The following is a 17355-nucleotide window of genomic DNA, read 5'->3' as shown; positions in this document are numbered from 1 at the left end:
TAAGACAAATCTTTTTATAATCATTCTAATTACTTCTGCCCGATAGGGCGCGTATTTCACATCTAAACTAAGTTTTTTATTTAGCTCAAATTGAAACCTATACAGTTAAATATTTTGATATAATATCTCCTGAATAGAAGATAGATGTAATCCTCCTGGGAAGTGACTCTATCGAGTCATTAATACCCGTAAAAAAGCGTATCATTCCATCAGTGAGAACTCTATGTTTAGCTGGTTGGGTTTCCAATTTGGAACTACCCGTGTCACAGACAAGGTTATAGAATTACTGATAGAAATGGAATATCTATTCTATCTCAAAATAAAGGAGATAATAAATATGAGTAAATTTTTTTATAGACCAACAGTTGGAATTGATATATCAGCAGACTTTTCGGTAGTTGCTATACTAGCACCTGACGGTGAAGTTTATAGAAAGTCTTTTAAGATTATGCATAATAGAAATGGTTTTGATTACCTAGTAGATCAAATAAAAAAAGCGGAAGAAGAGTTTAACATGAAAACGGCAATTTTCATGGAATCTACTGGTGTATACCATCTTACTCTTTTCCACTTTCTTAAAGATACATTTGAAGTATGTATCCTTAATCCACTCATTACTAATTGTAACAAGAATGGTGACATAAGAAAAGTGAAAAATGATAAAAAAGATGCATTAACCATTGCTACTATAGGTAAATTTCAAAATGTTAAATATTCTTCTAATTTTGATGTTGAAATTTACACTTTAAAGTCTCTTTGTAGAGATTACTATAAATTTACTGATAGCAAATCTACATTTAAAAAGAAGTTTTCTACTGATTTAAGAGTTATTTTTCCTAGTTATAGCTCTGTCTTTTCAGACATTACTGGTAAAACCTCAATAGCTATATTAAAAAAGTATTCTAGTCCTGAAGCAGTTTTAAGTGCTGATAGAGATGAACTTATTAACCTCATTTCAACAACTTCTAGAAAAGGACTAGCACATAGTGAAAAAACTTATAAAAAGCTATATGATGCTGCTGAAGAAGCTGCTTACATTGGTCTTAAATCACCAAGTCTATTTGTAAAAATAATTAATACTATCGCAGTAATAGAAGCACTAGAAATCCAAATTGGAAATCTATTAACTGAAATTCATCTATTAATGCGTAGCAATAGGATATCTGATGAATTTAAGAAAAATGTGCGATTACTTTACTCAATACCAGGTGTTGGAGAACTAACTGCCATCACAATAATGAGTGAAATCGGCAATATAAAAGGCTTTGTTAAACCTAAGCACTTAGTTGCTTATTTGGGCTTAGATTCTTCTGTTAGCCAATCTGGTAAGTTTAACAGTGATAGAAATGCCATGTCTAAACGAGGTACCAGAATAGGCCGTAGGGCCTTATACGCTGTCGCGTTAGCATCCATACGTAAGAACAGAAATGGTGAACCTATAAATAGAGTTCTCCTAAATTTCTATAATGAGAATATGAAAGATAAAAAGAAAAAAGTAGGCTTAGTTGCAATAATGCATAAGCTAATTAACTACATATTCTCTGTTCTTAAAAATCAAAAGAGTATGAACTACGTGACCCCAAAATACATTCAAAAATGTACCTAAACAACAACTCAAAACAAGCAGCCTAACGGCTAAAATAATTAGGAATCATTTTCCATTGTCCGTGTTTTTCAATGGATTTTTTGTGATGCCTATTTTTATAAATAAAAATTTTTATAAAAACTTATTGACTTTTACTAGCTGGTCTTATTTTTAAATTTTTATATTCTTAGAAAATGTGAGCATAAAGCGAGTACATCCCTGTATAAGAATTTCTAAGCTTCAGCAGAAGTAATTTCTTTCTTAACTAAGTTCACTAGTTCTAACTCTTAACTGATAATTAATAATGCATAATTAACTCTATATCTTTTATACACTTATAATAATATTATTATTAAGCACATATTAATACTATTAAATACATAATAATATTATTATTGTTAATATATATTATTAGTAAATAGTTAAAATTAATTATTAAAATTACTATTCTTGTGATAAAATATATTATATACCATGAAGGAGGAATTTCTATGAGAAATTTTATATTCAAAAATCCTACTAAACTTATATTTGGAAAAGGAACCATAAGTAAAATTGGTGAAGAACTAAAAAAAGACTCCATAAAAAAAGCTATGCTTGTTTACGGCAAAGGCTCTATATTTAAAAATGGTGTTTATGATGAAGTTGTTAAATCTTTAAAGGAAAATAATATAGAATTTGTGGAAATAGGAGGAATTAAGCCAAATCCTGTTTTATCTAAGGTCAAGGAAGCCATAGTCTTTGGACATGAAAATAATATAGATGCCATAGTGCCTATTGGCGGTGGAAGTGTTTATGATACTTGTAAAGGTATTGCTGCAGGTTTTTATTATAAAGGTGATGTTTGGGACTTCTATGAAGGTAAGGAAAGCAATTTAGAAAAAGTTCTGCCTATTTATGGAGTGCTTACCATATCAGCTACAGGCTCTGAAATGAACTCCGGTGGAGTTATAACCAATGAAGAAGAGCAAAAAAAATGGAGTTTTGGCCATGAGTTATTACACCCTAAAGCATCTATAGTAGACCCTAGCATCCAGTGTTCTCTTCCTAAAAAAGAAACTATTAATGGTATAGTTGATACCATGACTCACGTTTTTGAATTGTATTTTGATGGTGTAAAAAATGTAGATTTAATGCAAGAATACTGTGAAGGCATTATTAGAACAGCTATGAAACATGGAGAAATTCTTCTAGAGAATCCAAATAACTATGATTCTCGTGCAGAATTAGCTCTATGTGCTACCTTAGCCTTAAATAGAACAACTGGTATGGGAAAAGGTGGTGGAGACTGGGCTTCTCATGACATAGAACACTCTGTAAGCGTATTATATGATATATCCCATGGTGCTGGTCTTGCTATAATATTCCCAGCATGGGCTAAATATGTGTATAAAGAGAATGTAGACCTCTTTAGCCGTTTTGCAGAAAAGATTTTTGATATTAAAGAGGGAACTCCTGAAGAAAAAGCTTTAAAAGGCATAGAAGAGTTAATGGCTTTTTATAAAAAAATAGGTGCTCCAATTTCCCTAAAAGAAGTAAATGTTACAGAGGATGCCTTAGAAAAGCTTGCAGATAATGCTGCAATGTCTTGTCCACTTGGATTATTAAAGAAATTAGAAAGAGAAGATGTACTTCAAATATTAAAACTAGCTTATTTCTAAGCTTATTTAATTATAAATAAGTTTAAGTGAATATAAATTCAAAGTATTTTACACAAAACTTATAATTTATCTATTAAAAAATAGTAAATCTTATATTATATAAAACAAAGCCTATATCTTATTTTACATGGTAACTTAAAATATAGGCTAATTTTTTATACTTATTCCTCTGTATACTTAAACTTATTCCAGATTTAAAGTTATATTTTTACTATTATGTTCTTTGTAAATATAAAAAATACCCACAACAGAAACCACTAAACCTAAAATAAGATAAGCATATATAAAACTTTGTGTTTTATTTAAAATAATAGGAAATACTGTACTTCCCAATAAGTTATATACTACGTGGCATAAGATACTTGCCCAAAGGGAGCATGTCCAATAATATATTAATCCTAAGATTATTCCAAGTATAGATGCATAGATAGCTTGTAGAGGATTGCCATGTACTACTCCAAAGATAATTGCTTGTAATAATATAGCTACTATAATTTTATTACTCTTTTTAAGCTCATAAAATACTAAACCCCTAAATAATAATTCCTCAAACATAGGTATAAAAATTATTATAGCACCCATAGCTAATATAGAAGTTCTAGCTGAACCAACAGCTTCAGCAGTTTTATTATAGCTTGGAAACATTTCTTGTACTAAGGATACTAAGGCACAAGAAAACATAGCATTTCCAATGGTTACAATAATAACTTTACCTGAAGTTTTAAGATTTATCTTGCTTAATTCTAATCTGTCTTTTAATGTATTTTCTTTCTTTCTAAGAGTTATATAATATGCTATAAAACTTAAGAATGCAGATACTAGCGTTAATGGATATGCATTATCTAATATAAATTTTTGAATTTCTTCTGCTAAATTTACGCTAATCCTTCCAGCATTTAAAATACCATAAATAACTGCAACCCCAAAAGTACATACAATTTGAGATAGAAAATATATAGCAAGATAAATCAGAATGTTTTTTAAAACCACTAAATGTTTTTTCATTTTTCTCTCCTTATATTATGACTTTTTATTCTCCATATATCCATTTTTAATAATTAAATTATACAATAAATTATATTTGTATAACACTTTCTTTAAAACCATATATAGTATAAAGTATATCATATTTATGTATAATAGTTACATACATATCAAAGAAATCTATTTGAAATATTTTATATCATTATCTATAATATTTATATTATCCATAATATCAGCTTAAATGCATTACATCCCTACTCATAAGGTTATGAGGCTTTATCTGCTGAGTTATAAATTTAAACATATGGGAGAATTAATTTATGAACTGGAAAATCAAAAAATTTCATGAACTTTCTACAAAAGAACTATATAATATTCTTTATTTAAGAACTGAAGTCTTCATTGTTGAACAAAATTGTGCCTATCAAGATTGTGATTATAAAGATCATAAGTCTTACCATGTTTTTTGTGAAGAAAATGGTGAAATTTTAGCTTATTTAAGAATCCTAGAAAAGGGTGTCTCTTATGATGAGATTTCCATAGGAAGGGTTTTGGTTAATAAACCTCATCGTGGAAAAGGTCTTGCAAGAGAAATGATGGTAACGGCTATGAACTTTATAAAAGATGAATTAAAAGAAGATAACATCAGAATTTCTGCTCAAAAATATTTAAAGGATTTCTATAAAAGCTTAGGATTTATGGAAGTTTCAGAGGTTTATTTAGAAGACAATATTCCACATATTGAGATGTTATATTAATTCCTTTTATCTAGCTTATGGTTACGCCATATCTTTTCACCCTACCATTGAAATATTATATTAATTTCTATTAGTACTTTAAAACTCTACAATAAAGCCGCTAACAAGTTATTTTTGCTAGCGGCTTATTAACCTTTAATTTAAATGTTAAGTTTTTCTATGTTAATAGGATACCCTAGTTCTCTAACTGCATCCATCATAGCCTGTATATTCTCGAAAGGCGTCTCTACTGGCAAACTGCATCCAGACATTACTACATAACCCTTTTTAGAATCCCAAGCTTGCCTTACACATTTAAAAACTTCTCTTCTTACATCTTCTGGAGTTCCTGCATACATTATTGATGCTGGATCAACGTTCCCTAATATTTTAACCCTATCACCAACCATCCTCTTACAATTCTCTAGGCTAGCAACATTATCTATACTAAGGCCTGCTATATTGCACTGAACTAGATCCTCCCAAATATCTTCTGTCTTTCCGCAAATATGAATAGTAACTCCTTTTCCTTTAGAACTTATATATTGTATCAATTCTCTAAGGTAAGGAAGTGAAAATTCTCTAAAATGTTTTGGACTTACCACAGTATTTGAAGACATAGGCTCTGAAATTGTTGGTGTAAGCCCACATTCAACTATGGCATCTACATAATTTTTACAAGTTTGAAGTGAAACTACACATAATTTATGTACTAGTTCTGGATTCTTAAACATCAACTTTGTCATAGTAGGAACCCCTACAAGGAAAAATGCATTGGTAAATGGTCCAACTATACCACCAGCACAAGGAACTTCCTGTCCAAGTTCTTCTATTAAATACTTCATAGCATCAATATGAATTGGAAGTCTACCATCTTTATAAGGATTAGCTGGCTTTAACTTATCTATATCTTCTAATTTTAAAACAGCAGGTTCTAGTAAGTCTGCAGTATTATCTTCTGGAAAAATGACCTTAGCTCCCATAGCTTCAGCCCAAGGAAAAAGATCTGTAAAAACCCTAACACCATCATATCCAAATTTTCTATAAGAAGCTATTTGAGCCTCAGCAATAGTCTTTCCACTAGTATTGAACTCAGATATTTTACACCCATAAACCCTAGCAACCCCATTAGCAATATTAGGATTGCAAGGCAACCTATCAACAGTTTCACCTTTTCCAAGGGCAATAGCCCTCTCCATAGGCGTCATAGTATCCCTCAACATAAATAAAATCCCCCTATTTATTTTACATGTATTTATTTTATATAATAACCCTTTGTTAGTTTCTTACTAGTAACTTCCTCTATTGTTTTATCCATGCTACCTGTAATGTAATAACCCTTTATTAGTTTGTTACTTTATATTTTTAGCTAAAATTGCAGCTCCTATTGCACCAGCATATCTTGCCTTAGGTGAGGTTTTTATTGGTTTTCCTAATTTCTCTGAAAGGCTTTGAATTACATAATCACATTCACAAAGTCCTCCTGTTAGGTAATAAATATCCCCTACTGAATGTCTTCCGCATAAGGATTTTACTTTGCTTACTATAGAATCTATAACTGCAAAAGCTATATCCTCTTTCTTTTCCCCTCTACCTATTAAACTTATAACTTCTGATTCTGCAAAAACTGTACACATGGAACTTATGGTAACCCCTCCACCTCTTGATGCAAGATCACAAAGTGTATTTATATCTACACTTAGAACATTTGACATTATCTCCATGAATCTTCCTGTTCCTGCTGAACACTTATCATTCATTATAAAATCTGTAACCATTCCATTTTCTATAGTTATTACTTTTGTATCTTGTCCACCGATATCTATAACAGTACAATCTTCATTGCTTAAATAATAAGCTCCTTTCCCATGACAAGTAATTTCTGTTACAGTTTTGTCTGCATAAGGAACAGATACTCTTCCATATCCTGTAGCAACTACTTTATACGCTCCTTCTTTTATTCCCATTCCTAGAATTCTATCCTTTATGGTATTTGCAGTTTCTACACTACTCCACCCAGTTGGCATAGTAAAAGTATCTTTTAAGTTATTCTCTTCAAATATTGCAACTTTTGCAGCTGTAGAACCTATATCTACTCCTATATAATACATTTAAAAACCCCTTTCTCTATAGAACTTTATCCTATAAAAACATATTAAAACTATATAAAATTATCTGAAAAATAAGTATAAATTACTTATAACTATTTAATAAGTTAATTATGCATAAAAATTTTTTATAACTCTTTTTAAAGAAAAAAAACCTTCTGTAATGACCTTATTTTCTTCTACTAAAGTTTTTATTTTTTCTTCATCCTCTTTTTCATATTTTATAGAAATTCCACAGCAAGAAGAAAGTTGTCTTGGTGTTGGTGATATTACATATTTAATTTTTTCTTTTTTTAATATAGCTTCTAATTTTACTCCTTCTGTATAGTTAGGGAATAATATATAATATTCTAATTTCTCCATAAAATCACCTTCTATATTTATAAGAGTTCTCCATAAAAATATGAAGAACTCCTTTTAAATTACATAATTTCTAAGAAAGCTTCTATTCTTGTTTTAATTTGTCCTGAATCTTCATTTGAATAATCAGTTTCTATTCTCATAACAGGAATATTTTCTTCTTTTAACTTGTCTTGAATAGTTTTTCCTTCTATGGAGTATGTATGACAGAATGATAGACCATAATCTATAACTGCATCCACATTATATTCTTTTACATATCTTAAGACATCATCAACTCTTCCTTGGTTTGGTGTAAAGCAAGCACAATTTATCTTTAAATATCTTTCTCCTAAATTTTGAATTAGTTCTTCTAAGGTTTCTCCCTCTTCTGATACTAAATTTTCAAAATATCTAGTTCCAGTACAAGATTCTTCTGCTACTACATCTGCATCTAAGCTTTCGATTATAGAATGTAGTTTCCAGTTTGGAAGAGCCATTGGTGTTCCTGTAATTAATATTCTTTTTCTTCCTGTATCCTTCATAGTTTTTATTCTTTCTTCTAATTCGTCGCAAAGCTCATTAGTTTTTTGTATAAATCTTTCCGGATCATCATAAAAAGCTATTTGCGATATAAGTAATGAATCTAATCCACTTATTGGAGTAGGTCTATGTTTTCTTAGATCATATAATCTTTTTAAAACCTTTCTTTTTCTATTGCAAAGATCTATTGCTTTTTTAAGATTTTCTACAGTAACTTTATTTCCTGTTAATTCTTCCATCTTATCCATAAAGAGCTTAATTTCTTCTCTCCACATTTTATAATCCTTGTCCCTTTTCATTTGTGGCAAGTCCATAACATGTAGTGGTTTATACTCACTTATAATTTCCCATGCTTTCTTTTTACCATCACAAGTAGTTTCTCCAACTAACATATCACATGATAGGAAATATGGACAGGTACGATCAACTAAGGCACCTGTAAAGGCTTTTATTAATGGACATAGGTTTTTAGGTAAAACTTTTTCTCCACCTTCTATCCAAAATTGAGATCCAGCACAAAGACCAACACTTACAGCATTAGTAGCTAAAATTATTTCATCTGGAACAAAAACACAAAAAGTTCCAACTACTTTTTTGCCTTGTTTTTTTGCATCTTCTAATTCTTGAATTCTTAATCCATGTACTTCTGAGACTACAAAATTAAAATAGTTCATTCCCTCAGGTCTATTTTCTTGTTGCATGTAAACTGAGCCATAAAGTTCTGGTAAAATCGCACAAAGTTGATCGTGCTTCTCTAAATCCACATTTAGATTTTTCCACATTTCTCTATAATCTGCCATAATAACCCTCCTAATATTATTATAATCTTAGATAAAACCTTATATTATTTAACATCTTAATTTAAGATCTTAATTTAAACCCCTAATCAACTAAATTTTATCATATATCTTAAATATTCTTTATTTTTATTTTTAATAGTTTAATCTCATTCTATTTGTTTTTTATATTGTTCTGTTTATAGCATCTCAATAAATGCTGCTATTCTTGTCTTTAATTGTCCTGTGTCTGCTTGGGAATAATCTGTTTCTACACTCATATAAGGTTTTTCTTTTTCACCTGTAACGAACTCTTTTATTCTATGGGTTTCGACATTATAAGTATGGCATGCTTGAAGAATTACATCTATAACCCCATCTATTTTATATTCATCTATTAATCCATCTATTAACTCTACTCTTAAATCATTTGGTGCCATAACTGAACAACCAATATTTAAATATTTTTCAGCTAATGCATCATAAATATCTTTATTTTCATCAACTAAGCGTGCTTTTTCTTTTACTCCAGTACAATTTTCAAAGCAAACTACAGTTCCACCACTTTCTTCTATAATTTTAATTACCTTTGTAGCTGCCCCACCTATTGGGCACCCTGTAACTAGTATTCTCTTAGCTTCTTTACTTACTTTTTTCTCCCCACTATCATATTCAGCCTTAATTTTATCTATCATTTCTCTAATTTTCTTATTTTGTTCTTTTTTATCTAGTGTAAAACCTACCCCTTCTAAAACTGTTTGCATTTCTGTGCCAGAAATAGCTGGTGGAACAAGTCTTCCAAGCTCATAAAATTCCTTTAAAAGTCTTCTCTCTTCATTTTTAGTTTTAATTGATTCTTTTATATCTTCTTCTGTAATTTCTATACCAAACTCTTTTTCTAGTCTCTCTTTTAAAGTTACAATTTCATTTCTCCAAACCTTAAAAGCATGCTCCCTATCTATTGCTTGTGGAAGTTGCATAACATGCATTGGTTTAATTTTACTTAAATACTCATACATTTTTTTCTTACCATCACAGGTAGTTTCTCCAACTAATATATCTGAGAAATATGTATAAGGACATTTTTCACTTAAAGCAAAACCATAGGATGATTTAATTAATGGACATAAATTCTTTGGAAGATGCTTTTCTGCATCTGGAATAGGTTCTTCACTCATCCCACAAAGTGAAACTGGAATAGCATCTGCAGCATATATAATTTCTGTTGGTGTAAAAGTACAAAATGTTCCTACTACATGTTTTCCACTATCCTTTAGTTCTTTAACCCTTATAAATCCATTTCTTCTAGCCTCACTAAATTCATTAAAAGCCTTTGGTAAATCAGACATTTGTAAATCCCCCTTATTTTCTCTTTTTGTTTAAACTTCTTTTAATATTATTTTATAAACCCCATTGTCCTTAAGTTTTAATGGAGTTCTTTTTATACACCCATGCCCTAAAAATTTTATATCTTTTCTATCTTTTAATATATTAAACATACCTTCCCCATAGGTCTTTTCTTTATCATATTCTATTCTTTCAGACTCACTAAATCCCATGTTTTCAAAAGCACAAGATGTCTTTCCACAAAGATGAACTACTACATCACCTGTTTTTTCTTCTAAAGCTCTTAAAATTCTCATAGTAGATTTTGCACTAACTTCTTTATATACCTTAGGTCCTACTATATCTAAAGCTCCAACAGGATCCCCATAGGATAAAATTTTAGCTCCTCTTTTTATTCCTTCCTCTGCATACTTAACTATGCTCTCTTCAACCACTTTAATAAACTTATCTACTGCTTCTTTATTTTTTCTAATAGCCTTATAAAAAATCATAGAATCAATTAAAGAAGATATTATGGTAAAGGGGCCCTCTATATTTAAGACTACATTTTCTCCTTGTTTGCTTAAAAGCTCTACAGCATCTAAAACCTCTTTAATTCTACCCTTTTGTAAATCTATTTCCTCTATGCTCTCTAATTCCTCTACGGAGTTAAACTTATATTTAGCTACTCTAGGTCCTGTTTTAAAGTCACCAAGTTTTATATGTGCTCCCATAGCTTCTGCTTCTACTGTATTACAAAATGGAAGCCTACAAAGCAAATCCCCTTTATTTTCCTTCAAGGCCTTAGATAAGGTAGCCATATATTCACTCTTTGTGTGAGCTTCAGGAAAATTAAGTCCTGTACTCTCTTTTACACTGTCTGGAATTTCCTCTAAATTATCACTTACACATTTAAATTCTAATTTTTTATCCAAGTTACTTCACCTTCCTCTCCTTATATTTTTGAAATTTTTCCTCTCCTTATAGAAGGTTTTTGTCTATCCCCAAATAATAGTTTTAATCTCTCATCCTTTAAATCTCTTCCGATAATACAAATTCTAAAAGGAACTTCTAAGTTTGAAGTTGTAACCACATAATTGCCGTTTACATAGTTAAACTCTAAATTTGAGTCTTTTCCTTTTAAAATTCCCTTTGCCCTATATATCTCTCCAAAATTTCCTGTTCTTAATAGTCCTAGCTTTTCTTCCAACTCTTCTTCTAAAAAATCCCTTTCCAAACTAAATCCTGTGCTATTAAAATCTTTAATGTCTTCCTTTGCTCCTGTATTAAAAGAATAATTTATTTCAATTTCTTCTGAATTTAAAAGTCTTTCTAGCTGACTAATATTAATTTCTTCTATATTTCCATCTGTTATATAGGCTTTTTTGTTTATTTTTCTTAGAGAGCTTATTACCTTATTTAGAGTATCTTCATCTATTTTATCTGCCTTACTTATAAATAAAACCCTTGCATTAGCAATTTGATCTTTAAAAAATTCACCAAATATATCTTCCTGCTCTAAATAATTTTCTCCATCAACTATGGTAATTAAAGACTCTATTGTGCAAGACTCTTTAAAAGGTTTCATATCTAAGATATTTAATATCTCACTTAATATGCCAAGGCCTGTTGGCTCTATTATTATATTTTGGGGCTTAATATCCTCTACAATATTCTCTAATGCATCATAAAAATTAGTTTTTAAACTACAACATATACATCCGCTTGGAAGCTCCACAACGTCATATCCTTCTTTTTCTATAATGTCACCATCGATGGCTACCTCTCCAAATTCATTTTCTAAAATAGCTGTTTTTTCACCATCTAATAAACATAAAAACTTTTTAATAAAACTAGTTTTACCTGCACCTAAAAAACCTGATATTATATGAACTTTTACCAATGTTAACGCCTCCTTAGTTTATTTTTTAGGCTCTGTTAGAGATTTTATCCATATGATAATAATATAAATTCTTAATATAATGAACTCCTTATGAAATTACTTTCATATGAACCTTTTCATCTAACACAGCTATTTTTTAAAAGGTTAAGCATTTAGTAAATAGTTTTTCATATCCTTCCTTTGTGGATAGTTCAAAATATCTTATATCCTTTGCAGTTTGCTCCATTTCCTCTCTTACTTCTTTAGATAAAAGACACATTAATGCACCTGTCTTTGAAGAGTTTCCTATATACTCTATCTTATCCTTAAGCTGTTCTGGAATTATTCCTGTACCTGTTAAGCTGCTTATTTTTAAGTGCTTTCCAAACTGTCCTGCGATAACAACTTTTTCTAAGTCATCCATGGTAATTTCCATAAGATCAAGTAAAGCATAAAATCCTGAAGATATAGCTCCCTTTGCAAGTTGAACTTGTCTTATATCTTCTTGAGTTATTACAATAGTCTCTTCTCCTTCTAGTATTACAAATTTTCTCTTTTTATCTTCTTCTATAATTCTCTTGGCAATATCTACATGCCCTTCTTTTTCTAAGTCCTCAGATTTTTTTATTCTACCTGACTTTCCAATTATACCGTTTCTCCAAATTTCTGCTATGGCCTCTAATATACCACTGCCACAAATTCCAACTGGCTTTTCATCAGCAATGACTTGAAGTGTTACTTTGCCCTCTTCTTTATTGATCTGAATTCCTTCAATAGCTCCCTCTGCAGCTCTCATACCGCAACTAATATTAGCACCTTCTAGAGCTGGTCCTGCTGCACAAGAACATGAAGTTAACTCTCCCTTTTTAGATAAAATAATTTCTCCATTTGTTCCTATATCAATAAATAGTACATTCTTCTTTGTATGCTTTAACCCTGCAACTACAGCTCCTGCTACAATATCAGCTCCTATATAACTAGAAACTCCAGGAAGGCAGTATAGTTTGATAAATTTGGATCCTTTTAACCCAATTTCTCTCCCATATAGATATTTTTCTCTTGCAAAAACTGTGGCATAGGGTGACTTTCCTATAGCACGAGTATCTATATCTAAAAGTAAATGCATCATGGTTGCATTTGCTCCTATGCAAATTTCATATACATTTTCAATATTTATATTGTTTGAATTACATAGGCTCTCTAGTAAGCCATTTAAACAGTCCACAATTGCTTTATGTAGTATTTCTCTTCCGTTTTCTTTTCTTTTAACAAATTCAATTCTAGATAAAACATCCAACCCATATTCCTTTTGAGGATTTATAGAAGTCTCTGCACCAACTTCATTTCCTGTAGTTAAATCAATTAAGGAAAGCACCACAGTAGTTGTTCCTATATCCACAGCTGCTCCATAAGATTTATCCCTAGTGTCTCCTCCTTCAACTCCTATTATTTCTTCACCGGAATACACAATAGTAGCCTTATCTTCAATAAAAGCATCACTTAGTTCTTGTAGAAATCTAATATCTTGCAGTTCTATCTTTTTCCCTAGAGTATCTTCTAAAAGCTCTTCATAAGAAATATTATTTTCTAAAGTAGGCTTCTTTAAAGATACTAATTCTTTTCTTATAGTAGGATTGAATTTAAAATTTGGAACATACCCTTCAGATAATATTTTGTGTTTTTTGCCCTTTATATTTAATAATTCAATTTCTATTTCATCCCCTGGTATAACAAGGCAACTTAATCTTATACCTTTTTCTATTTCCTCTTTTTTAAGACGCTTTTTCTCTTCTTCTGTTATTTCATTTACTTTTCCACTTAAAATTTTAACCCTACATTTACCACAAGTTCCTTTCCCACCACAAGGACTCTCTAGTATAATTCCATTGTCTTGCAGAATATCTAAAAGATTTTTCCCATAAGTGTACTCTATAAGTTTTTCCTCAGGATAAACTTTTATAGTATTCATGAGTTCACTCCCTTTCTAATACTTTAAAGAAAGGCTTTCAAATATTTTGAAAGCCCTTTTGATAACTTAATACAATGACTATACACTCTAATACTCACCTCGTACTCTGTGAAAGCGATCCCTCCCAAATCGAAGATTTGGACTCTCTGCTTTTCTTAAAATTGGGTGGAAAGAGCGGTTACGTCCCTGAATAATAACTTCTAAGAAGTCTGTTAATAAGCTTCAGTTGAGTAAATATTTCCTCTGAAGTCAAGAACTTTGCTCATTATTTACTTTCTTCCTTAGTTGCTTCTACCATAGCTCTTAAATTTTCAAGGCTTGTTCTAGGTCCAACTCCGCAAGCTGGGGCTAATATATTTACTCCCCCTCTAACACATACTTTAGAAAGGTTTTTAACACTCTCTGGTGTACCTTTTTCTAAAGCTAAGGTACTTACATTACCCATTATAGCTTTATCTTTTACATTCTCCATAACTTCTCTTGTAGATGTTATAGAGTCAAAACTAAGAGCATCACTTTGAAGTTCATTAAGCTCTTTATAAACACTTTTCATTCTTCCACAGATATGAATTATTGTTCCACCTTTAGCAATTGGTTTTAATTCTTTTAGTATTTTATTTAAATATGAGGCTGCAAATTCTGAAAATAATTTAGGCCCCAGTATTTCTCCAGTTCCACTTGGATCGGATATAGTAAGAATATCTGCACCAGCTTCTATCTGAGCTTTTCCAAAGGCTATTAGATTTTCTGTTACAAACTCCATGAATTCATGGGATTCCTTTGGTTTTCTTCTAAGTTCTTTATAATAATCTACTGGTTCCATTAAAGATGATGCTAAACTAACTGGTCCAGTTAAATTAGCTATTATTGGTACATCTAAATTTCTTTCTTTTAATATTCTTATGGAGTCTAAAACTACTTTAGATCTTCCTTCATTTACATCTATGTTTTTAAGATTTCTCCACTCTGTAACAGATTTTATTGGGTATTGAATTACTCTTGGTTCATTGATTTTTGTTCCCATAAAAACCTTAGCACCCATACCTTCTGCTTCTACAGTCATGCAAAATGGGACTCCAAAATTTTCAAAGGCACCATTTTTATAAATTCCCTCTGTTAAATCGGCCATCATTTTAGGGTCTAAATGAGCTTCTGGCCACTTAACGCCCTCTATATCCATTACATCTGCAATTATCATATTCATCATGCCACCTGGACAAATACAAGGTGGTCTATCTACTTCTTGCTTCTTTATAGCTCTAAAAAGTCTCTCTTTTGGTGTTAGCAAATATGACACCTCCATTATGCATTTTTACTGTAAATATATAAATTATTTATATTTTTTATTTACATATAGTTGTTTGTTCGTATATTAATTACTTATATAAATGATTGTCTCACAAAAGATTGTTTTATATTTTCAGATTACAATATATATCATAATGCATTTGAAAATTTATACTTAATATTGTATGCTGGAAATATACTTACAACTTTTGTGCTTTAATCATATAAATTTTTACTTAATAATTCTTCTATTTTATCTTCCTTTATAGGCCACCCTATTTCTCTAGCTGCATCTAGCATAGCATCTATATTTTCTATCGGTGTCTCAACTGGAAGTCCACATCCTGACATTATTCCATAACCCTTTGGACACTTATATCCCTCTCTAACACATTCTATAGTTGCTTTTCTAACTTCTTCCCTAGTGCCTGAATACATTATAGTGGATGGGTCTACATTTCCCATGATTTTCATTCTATCCCCAACAGTTTCAATGCACTTTCTAAGGTCAACTACATTGTCTACACTTAAAGCTCCTAGTCCCATATCAGCAAGTTCTTCCCATATACCATCAGTTTTTCCACATATATGAATAGAAGTACCACTGCCCTTAGATTTTATAAAATCTAAAAATCTTTTTATATAAGGAGCTGCAAAGGTTTTAAAGTGCTTTGGACTTACAACAGTACATGATGACATTGGCTCTGCAATGCTAATACCTACACCTTGAGCTATAGCTGCTTCTGCAAATCTACAGCAACTCTCAAGGGATATCTCACATAGTTTATGTACTGACTCTGGCTCCTTAATCATCATCTTTGTCATGTTTTCTACTCCAATTAAAAAGAAAGCTGAAGTAAAAGGTCCAACAACTAAAGCTGTACATGGAACTTCTTGTCCAATTTCATCATAGACATATTTCATTGCTTCTAAATGTATTGGAAGTCTAGCGTCCTTGTAAGGATTTATTGGTTCTAGATTTCCTATTTCTGAAATTTCCTTTATAGCAGGTTCTAATAAATCTACAGTGGCATCTTCAGGCATTTTCATTTTTGCACCCATAGCCTCTGATAAAGTAAAAAGATCTGTAAAAACCTTAGCTCCATCTCCACCAAATCTTCTATGTGTTGCAATTACTGCATCAGCTAAGGTTCTAGCGCTATGATTAAATTCTGAAATCTTACAGCCTAATACCCTTGCAATTCCATTGGATAAGTTGGGGTTACATTGGATTCTATCTACATCTTGACCCTTTGAAAGAGCTATGGCCCTTTCCATAGGTGTCATTTGATCTTTAAACATAGGCATTTTTTTTATCTCTTACTAATTCTTTTGCAAGTCTTGCTGCCCTTGAAGCTTCTGGCGCATATCCATCGGCTCCAATCTTTTCAGCAAAGCTTTGAGATATTGGTCCGCCCCCAACCATAACCACTACATTATCTCTCATCTTTTCTTCTTTTAATAAGTCAATTACAACTTCCATATTGTCCATAGTTGTTGTCATTAAGGTTGACATTCCTATTAAATTTGCACCTACTTCTTTAGCCTTACTTATAAATTCTGAAGGTGGAACATCTCTACCTAAGTCTAAAACTTCAAATCCTGTAGTTTCAAGCATTATCTTAAATAAATTTTTTCCAATATCATGAGTATCCCCTTCTACAACTCCTACTACTGCTTTAAACTTTTCTTCTGAACTATCAACTTTTAAATGAGGTTTTAACTGATCTAACCCTGCATACATAGCATCTGAACACATTAAAAGTTCTGGTATGTAATACTCTTCTTCCTCATATAATTGTCCAGCCTTATCCATACCTATAGCTAAACCATTTGCAATTCCTTCATAAGCATCAAATCCATTGTCTATAAATTTCTTTGAAGCCTCCACTGCTAAATCTTCGTCCATATCTACTACGGAGCTAGCTAATTCCTCTAAAAGTTTTTCTTTTAAATCTGACATTAAATCTCCCCCTAAACACTAAAATTTAAATATTAAAAGAGTTATTTGTTGTAATTTTAAATATACTGTACCATGTTTTATTTTACATTATGAAACTTCATATTTAAAATTCATATTTTAAATAGTATTTACTTCTTCTATAGACATTATCCATAGTTATTTTAAAAATTTTAAGCTTCAGGGGGCATAGAAACT

At 30.9% G+C, this 17355-nt stretch carries 14 protein-coding genes and 1 pseudogene; 3 read left to right on the top strand and 12 right to left on the bottom strand.

The genetic code is table 11. The features are described 5' to 3' along the window. Window positions 1–337: 337 nt before the first annotated feature. Both FNZ64_RS06970 and FNZ64_RS06965 read left to right on the top strand, forming a co-directional pair. Window positions 338–1632 (top strand): annotated as a pseudogene (locus FNZ64_RS06970) (IS110 family RNA-guided transposase). Between the two features lie 444 nt (window positions 1633–2076). After that, entirely contained in the window at window positions 2077–3246 is a 1170-nt protein-coding gene (locus tag FNZ64_RS06965; RefSeq protein WP_142414116.1) for an iron-containing alcohol dehydrogenase, read from the top strand. 183 nt (window positions 3247–3429) lie between these two features. Here the strand turns inward: FNZ64_RS06965 and FNZ64_RS06960 are convergent, their stop codons facing one another. After that, on the bottom strand, window positions 3430–4251 hold the full coding sequence (locus FNZ64_RS06960; protein ID WP_142414115.1) for a CPBP family intramembrane glutamic endopeptidase: 822 nt from the start codon (window positions 4249–4251) through the stop codon (window positions 3430–3432). A 299-nt stretch (window positions 4252–4550) separates the two neighbouring features. Here FNZ64_RS06960 and FNZ64_RS06955 point away from each other — a divergent pair, with 299 nt between their 5' ends. Next, window positions 4551–4988 carry a GNAT family N-acetyltransferase gene (locus FNZ64_RS06955; protein ID WP_142414114.1) on the top strand — a complete coding sequence of 146 codons (438 nt, stop codon included), beginning with the start codon at window positions 4551–4553 and terminating at the stop codon, window positions 4986–4988. Window positions 4989–5128: 140 nt separating this feature from the next. Here the strand turns inward: FNZ64_RS06955 and FNZ64_RS06950 are convergent, their stop codons facing one another. The 11 genes from FNZ64_RS06950 to FNZ64_RS06900 all read right to left on the bottom strand — a co-directional run bounded on the left by FNZ64_RS06950 (window position 5129) and on the right by FNZ64_RS06900 (window position 17160). Continuing rightward, window positions 5129–6190 carry a uroporphyrinogen decarboxylase family protein gene (locus FNZ64_RS06950; protein ID WP_341472628.1) on the bottom strand — a complete coding sequence of 354 codons (1062 nt, stop codon included), beginning with the start codon at window positions 6188–6190 and terminating at the stop codon, window positions 5129–5131. Between the two features lie 129 nt (window positions 6191–6319). Then, a complete protein-coding gene (locus FNZ64_RS06945) occupies window positions 6320–7078 on the bottom strand; it encodes an acyl-CoA dehydratase activase (protein ID WP_142414113.1) in 759 nt (252 codons plus the stop codon). Window positions 7079–7186: 108 nt separating this feature from the next. After that, entirely contained in the window at window positions 7187–7438 is a 252-nt protein-coding gene (locus FNZ64_RS06940) for a putative Se/S carrier protein (protein WP_142414112.1), read from the bottom strand. 59 nt (window positions 7439–7497) lie between these two features. Beyond that, window positions 7498–8757 carry a double-cubane-cluster-containing anaerobic reductase gene (locus tag FNZ64_RS06935; RefSeq protein ID WP_142414111.1) on the bottom strand — a complete coding sequence of 420 codons (1260 nt, stop codon included), beginning with the start codon at window positions 8755–8757 and terminating at the stop codon, window positions 7498–7500. Window positions 8758–8933: 176 nt separating this feature from the next. Next, entirely contained in the window at window positions 8934–10082 is a 1149-nt protein-coding gene (locus FNZ64_RS06930; protein WP_142414110.1) for a double-cubane-cluster-containing anaerobic reductase, read from the bottom strand. A gap of 30 nt (window positions 10083–10112) precedes the next feature. After that, window positions 10113–10994: a uroporphyrinogen decarboxylase family protein gene (locus tag FNZ64_RS06925; RefSeq protein ID WP_142414109.1), complete on the bottom strand. Its 882-nt coding sequence runs from the start codon at window positions 10992–10994 to the stop codon at window positions 10113–10115. Window positions 10995–11014: 20 nt separating this feature from the next. Beyond that, window positions 11015–11962, bottom strand: a complete 948-nt coding sequence (locus FNZ64_RS06920; RefSeq protein WP_142414108.1) for a CobW family GTP-binding protein — start codon at window positions 11960–11962, stop codon at window positions 11015–11017. Between the two features lie 136 nt (window positions 11963–12098). Next, window positions 12099–13910, bottom strand: a complete 1812-nt coding sequence (locus FNZ64_RS06915; RefSeq protein ID WP_142414107.1) for an ASKHA domain-containing protein — start codon at window positions 13908–13910, stop codon at window positions 12099–12101. Between the two features lie 265 nt (window positions 13911–14175). Then, window positions 14176–15198 (bottom strand): methylcobamide:CoM methyltransferase MtbA, encoded by a 1023-nt coding sequence (locus tag FNZ64_RS06910; protein WP_142414106.1) that lies wholly within the window; start codon window positions 15196–15198, stop codon window positions 14176–14178. Window positions 15199–15413: 215 nt separating this feature from the next. Next, entirely contained in the window at window positions 15414–16505 is a 1092-nt protein-coding gene (locus FNZ64_RS06905) for a uroporphyrinogen decarboxylase family protein (protein ID WP_142414105.1), read from the bottom strand. Next, window positions 16492–17160: a corrinoid protein gene (locus FNZ64_RS06900; RefSeq protein ID WP_142414104.1), complete on the bottom strand. Its 669-nt coding sequence runs from the start codon at window positions 17158–17160 to the stop codon at window positions 16492–16494. The genes FNZ64_RS06905 and FNZ64_RS06900 overlap by 14 nt, the downstream gene beginning before the upstream one ends. Window positions 17161–17355 lie beyond the last annotated feature (195 nt).

This window comes from Hathewaya massiliensis, assembly GCF_902143515.1.
Taxonomy (GTDB): domain Bacteria; phylum Bacillota; class Clostridia; order Clostridiales; family Clostridiaceae; genus Hathewaya; species Hathewaya massiliensis.
The sequence above is the reverse complement of the archived record's forward strand: the minus strand, read 5'-3'. Positions and strand labels throughout refer to the sequence as shown.